Source organism: Gryllotalpicola sp. CP2-P1 (assembly GCF_057512245.1).
Genome location: NZ_JBLRDT010000191.1, coordinates 1 through 4,739 on the forward strand (window position 1 = coordinate 1; position 4,739 = coordinate 4,739).

General features: G+C 68.2%; 5 protein-coding genes. All 5 read right to left on the reverse strand.

Going from position 1 to position 4,739, the window contains the following annotated elements:
• Positions 1-1,013, reverse strand: a 1,013-nt coding sequence (locus ACM2XV_RS12410; protein WP_487027143.1) for an NAD-dependent epimerase/dehydratase family protein, incomplete at its 3' end; no start/stop codon positions are given.
• Positions 1,010-1,366: a tautomerase family protein gene (locus ACM2XV_RS12415; RefSeq protein WP_344778479.1), complete on the reverse strand. Its 357-nt coding sequence runs from the start codon at positions 1,364-1,366 to the stop codon at positions 1,010-1,012. The genes ACM2XV_RS12415 and ACM2XV_RS12410, both read right to left, overlap by 4 nt.
• Before the next feature lie 31 nt (positions 1,367-1,397).
• Positions 1,398-2,186 carry a carbohydrate ABC transporter permease gene (locus ACM2XV_RS12420; RefSeq protein WP_487027144.1) on the reverse strand — a complete coding sequence of 263 codons (789 nt, stop codon included), beginning with the start codon at positions 2,184-2,186 and terminating at the stop codon, positions 1,398-1,400.
• On the reverse strand, positions 2,186-3,154 hold the full coding sequence (locus ACM2XV_RS12425; RefSeq protein WP_487027145.1) for a carbohydrate ABC transporter permease: 969 nt from the start codon (positions 3,152-3,154) through the stop codon (positions 2,186-2,188). The genes ACM2XV_RS12420 and ACM2XV_RS12425 overlap by 1 nt, the downstream gene beginning before the upstream one ends.
• A complete protein-coding gene (locus tag ACM2XV_RS12430) occupies positions 3,151-4,533 on the reverse strand; it encodes an ABC transporter substrate-binding protein (RefSeq protein WP_487027146.1) in 1,383 nt (460 codons plus the stop codon). The genes ACM2XV_RS12425 and ACM2XV_RS12430 overlap by 4 nt, the downstream gene beginning before the upstream one ends.
• Positions 4,534-4,739 lie beyond the last annotated feature (206 nt).

Sequence of the window (4,739 nt, forward strand, 5' to 3'; positions counted from 1 at the left end):
CGGCCCAGGACCTCCTCCGTCGCGGCGTCGCCGACCGCGAGCTCGGGGTGGGCGGCGCGCCAGTCCAGCATTCGTCGCACGGCGCGCTCGAACGTGAGCTTGGGCGCGAAGCCGGGCACGAAGCGGCGGATCTTGGCGTTGTCGAAGACGGCCGAGTGGCCCAGATCGCCGACGAACTCGCCCGACCAGAACCACTCGGGGGCGACCACGGGGTAGAACTCGCTCGGCACGTGCACGAGGCGCGGCTCGACCCCGAGCGCGCGCGCGAACAGCGTGTGGATCTGGTCCCAGGTGAGCACGTCGTCGCCCGTGATGTGGAACACCTCGCCGATCGCGCGGTCGCTGCCGAGCAGCCCGACGAGGCCCTGGGCGAAGTCCTCGGCGTGCGTCAGCGTCCACAGCGAGGTGCCGTCGCCATGCACCGGCACCTCGTCGCCTCGGGCGATGCGGTCGACGACCGCCCAGCCGCCGGGCAGCGGGGGGTTCGCGTCGTCATAGGTGTGCGAGGGGCGCACGACGGTGACGGGGAACCCCTGCTCGCGATGCGCCCGCGCGAGCGCCTGCTCGGCGCGCCACTTCGCGGTGGCATACGGCAGCGGCGGGTTGGGCGCCGTCGGGGTGGACTCCGTGATCGGCGTGCTGAGCACGGGCTTCGCGTAGATCGACCCCGAGCTGATGTGCACGTACTGCCGGGTGCGGCCGCTCCACAGCGCGACCATGCGCGCGACGTCGTCTTCGTCGTAGGAGAGGAAGTTCACGACGGAGTCGAAGGAGCGATCGCCGATCGCGGCGAGAACGGATGCGTCATCCGTCACATCGCCCGTCAGCCATTCGACCTCGGGCGGCAGTTCGCGCCCGGTCCCGTTGGCGCCGCGGTTCAGCACCGTCACGGCGAAGCCGTGCGCCACGGCCAGCCGCACGCACGACGCGCTGATGGTTCCCGTGCCGCCGATGAAGAGCACCGCGAGCGCGGCGCTGTCGTGGTCGTGCATCCCGTATGTCCCGTCCGTCACTTGCCCGCGTACCAGTCCTCGAAGCCGTTCTCGACGAGCGAGATCAGCACATCCTCGCGGCGCACGCCGAGGGGTGCGAGCCGCTCGACCACCGCCTCGAAGAAGCGGCGCTTCACCGCGACGGGGTACATGTGCACCGCCGTGACCTGGATGAGCAGGAGCTTCTGCCGGTCGACCCCGTTGTAGCCGGGGTCGAACTTGAGCTCGCCCGCCGCGTGCGGCCGGAACACCTGGAAGCGGTCGTCGGCGGGGATGCCGAGCGCGTCGATCTGCGCCTGGTGCACGGCGTCGCCGATGGCATCGCCGCTGCGGGCGTACAGCTCGGCGTCGAGGTCGACTTGGATGAGTGGCATTCGTTCTCCTTGGGGTGCGCTCTTCAGCGACTCATTTGATGGCGCCGGCCGAGAGGCCGCGCTCGAACAGGCCCTGCAGGCACAGGTAGGCGACGACCTCGGGGATCGCGGTCAGCACGGCCGAGGCCAAGATCTTGGTCTGGTCGTTGCTGAACTCGCCGACGAAGAACTGCGGGACGAGGGTGATGGTCTGCATGTCCTGCGACTGCAGGAAGACGAGCGGCATGAGGTAGTCGTTCCACGCGCCGATGAGCGTGAAGATGAGCACCGCCGCCGCGATGGGCCGGGTCAGTGGGATCACGAGGTACAGGAACCCGCGCACCGAGTTCGCCCCGTCGACCCGGGCCGCCTCGAACATCTCGTCGGGCAGGCCGTTGATGAAGTTGCGGGTGAGCAGCACGGCGAACGGCACCTGCAGCGCCGCGAGCGGCAGGATGACGGCCCAGTAGGTGTTGAACAGCCCCACCGTCTGCGTCGTCGTGAACAGCGGGGTGAGCAGCACGACCTCGGGCAGCGTGAGGCAGGCGAGCAGCAGCCAGAAGTAGACCTCGCGGGCGCGGATGTGCAGCTTGGCGAATCCGTAGGACGCGAGCATCGTGACGACGTAGACGATCACGATGACGCCCGCGGCGATGACCGCGCTGTTCACGAAGAAGCGGAAGAAGCCGGGCACCTGCAGCACGTCGCGGTAGTTGCCCCAGCCGTCGCCTTGGAAGGAGCCCTGCACCATGGCGACGAGGGGAAGCAGATACGGCATCACGAGCAGCGTGGCGACCAGCTGCAGGATGCCCTTGCTCCACCACCTGCGCACCTCGAACATCAGCGGCCCTCCCTCGCGCGGCGCCGTGCAGCGCGGCCGGCCCGCCCGCCGCCGTCTTCGCGGCCGACGAGCTGCAGCACGATCGCCATCGCGAGGGCGATCACGAGCAGCACGATCGAGAGCGCGGCGCCGTAGCCGACGTGGGCCAGCTGAATGGTCATCTGGTAGATGTACGTGCCGAGGAACTGGGTCGCGTTGTTCGGGCCCGCGATCGTGACGAGCCACGGCACATCGAAGGTCTTGAGCGCGCCGATCGCGCCCAGGATCGCGAGGGCGACCGTCGTGCCGCGCAGGCTCGGCCAGATGATGCTGACCAGGGTGCGCAGATTGCCGGCGCCGTCGATGCGCGCCGCCTCGAGCAGCGACTGGTCGATCTGGCTCATCGCGGCGTAGTAGAGGACGAAGGTGAGGCCGGTCCACTGCCAGATCGTGATGACCATGATGACCGGCAGCGCGGTGGATTCCTGACCGATCCAGGGCTGGGCCAGGAATCCCAGCCCCACGTGCGCGAGCAGCCAGTTGAGCTGCCCGTCGGCCGCGAAGATCTGCCGGAAGACCGGCGCCATGATCGCCGGGGCGAGCACGACGGGCACGAACACGACGACCTTGTAGAGCACCGCGAGCCGGATGCGCGAGTGCATGATCACGGCGAAGACGACGCCGAGCACGGTCTGCACGACGAAGGTGACGACGAAGAACGCGACCGTGTGCCAGATCGCGCGCCAGAAGATCGGGTCGCGGGCGATGTTCAGGTAGTTCTGCGCGCCCACCGAGATCTTGTCGGGGCTCGCGCCGTCCCAGTTGAGGGTCGAGATGTAGCCGGTGTAGGCGATGCAGTAGTAGATCAGCCCGACCGAGAGCACCAGGGCCGGCAGGATCCAGGGCAGGCCGGGGGCGGTGAGGCGGCGGCGGGGCCGGCTCGATGAGCCGACCCCGCTCGCGGTCAGGCGCTGTGAGGCGACCGTCATCCGTTCGCTGCCTTCGCTGCGTCCGCGGCCTGCTGCAGCGTCGCCGCCGCCTTCTGCGGAGTCGCACTGCCGCTCGCAACGGACTGCGCCGCCGCAAGGAAGGCGTTCTCGATGTCGGCGTTGAGGAGCGCGAAGCGCGGCTCGTCGACGCTCGCCGTGCCCTTGAGATAGTCGTTCACGGGGCCCGACTGGATGCTCGGGTCGACGAACGCGATCTTGTCGAAGTTCGGGGCGACGCCGGCGAGCACGGGCGTCGTGTCGAGTCGGTCGGCGATCTGCTGCTGGCCTTCCTTGCTGGTCGCCATCCACGTGACGAAGGTTTCGGCGGCCGCCCGGTTCTTCGACTTGCTGGCCACCGCGAGACCGTAGTCTGCGTCGCCGAACATCTCGCTCGTGTTGCCCTTGCCTGCCACGTCGGGGAACTGCATGGGCAGGATCGGGAACGGCTTGGCGCCCGCGACGCCGGCCGCCGAGATGGCCTGGGTCATGGCGGCCTCTGTCGCGTACTGGGTGTACCAGCTGCCCATCATGACCATCGCGTACTTCCCGGTCAGGAAGGCGTTGTTCACGTCGGGGTACTGCTGGGCGCCGAGAGCGCCCTCCTGCATGATGCCGCTCGTGAACAGCTCCTTCCAGATGCTCAGGGTCTTGACGATCTGCGGGGAGTCCCACTTCTCGTCGCCCTTGGAGGCCTTGGTCCAGAAGCCCGGGTCGACCGAGTTCGCGATCGCCTGCAGGGTGTCCTGGTCGAAACCCTCCTGAGAGGCGCCCTGGGCGAAGCATCCGACGTTGTTCGCCTTGAACGTCGCGCAGACCTGCTTCCACTCGTCGAGCGTCTTCGGCGGCTGCAGGTCGAACTTCTTGAACAGATCGGCGTTGTACCAGAGCGAGCCGGCGAAGGTCGAGCCGATGGGCAGGGCGGTGAGCTTGCCCTTCGAGCTGAGGCCGTCGACGGCGATCTTCGCGATCTTCGACTTCCAGTCGCTGCCGAGGGCCTTCTTGGCGACGGGGGTCAGGTCCTCGGCGTAGCTGCCGAACTGCTGCACGTACGCGCCGGGCTGCAGGTCGTAGACGTCCGGGCCGTTGTTGGAGGCGAGGGCGGGGCGCATCGCGGCCTGGTAGTCGGAGATGCCGACCAGTTTGAAGTTGACCTTGATGTCTGGGTACTGCTTGTTGAACGCGGCGATGAAGCCCTTCGCCTCGTCGGTGTTGGTCGGGGTCCAGCCCCACCAGTTGATGGTGCCTTTGGTGGCGGAGCCGGCCGAGCCCTGGCTCGCGCCGCCGCCGCTGCATGCCGCCAGGCCCGTCACGGCGAGGCCTGCCGCAGCGAGGACGGCGAGCGATCGGAGAACGCTCTTCGATCGGAATGGGAATCGCATGTTCTTCCTCGTTGGTCGCGGGCACGTCGTCGTGCCCGGGTGAGCGCCCGGCCGGGGGACCTGGCGTGATTCGAGGCTGGGGTGCGCGCGAGCGGACCCCGTTGTCACTCGGGGATGAAGGTAATCACGGCGAAAATCAGCGTCAAGGTTTCCTGCAAAACAAGAAATGTTTCGTTATCCGACCGTGGCCGTGGCCGTGGCCGCGA

What these genes read in the sequence shown, in the direction of transcription:
- ACM2XV_RS12420 (WP_487027144.1), bottom strand. Translation starts at nt 2,186, where the DNA reads ATGTTCGAGGTGCGCAGGTGGTGGAGCAAGGGCATCCTGCAGCTGGTC.
- ACM2XV_RS12425 (WP_487027145.1), bottom strand. Translation starts at nt 3,154, where the DNA reads ATGACGGTCGCCTCACAGCGCCTGACCGCGAGCGGGGTCGGCTCATCG.
- ACM2XV_RS12415 (WP_344778479.1), bottom strand. Translation starts at nt 1,366, where the DNA reads ATGCCACTCATCCAAGTCGACCTCGACGCCGAGCTGTACGCCCGCAGC.
- ACM2XV_RS12430 (WP_487027146.1), bottom strand. Translation starts at nt 4,533, where the DNA reads ATGCGATTCCCATTCCGATCGAAGAGCGTTCTCCGATCGCTCGCCGTC.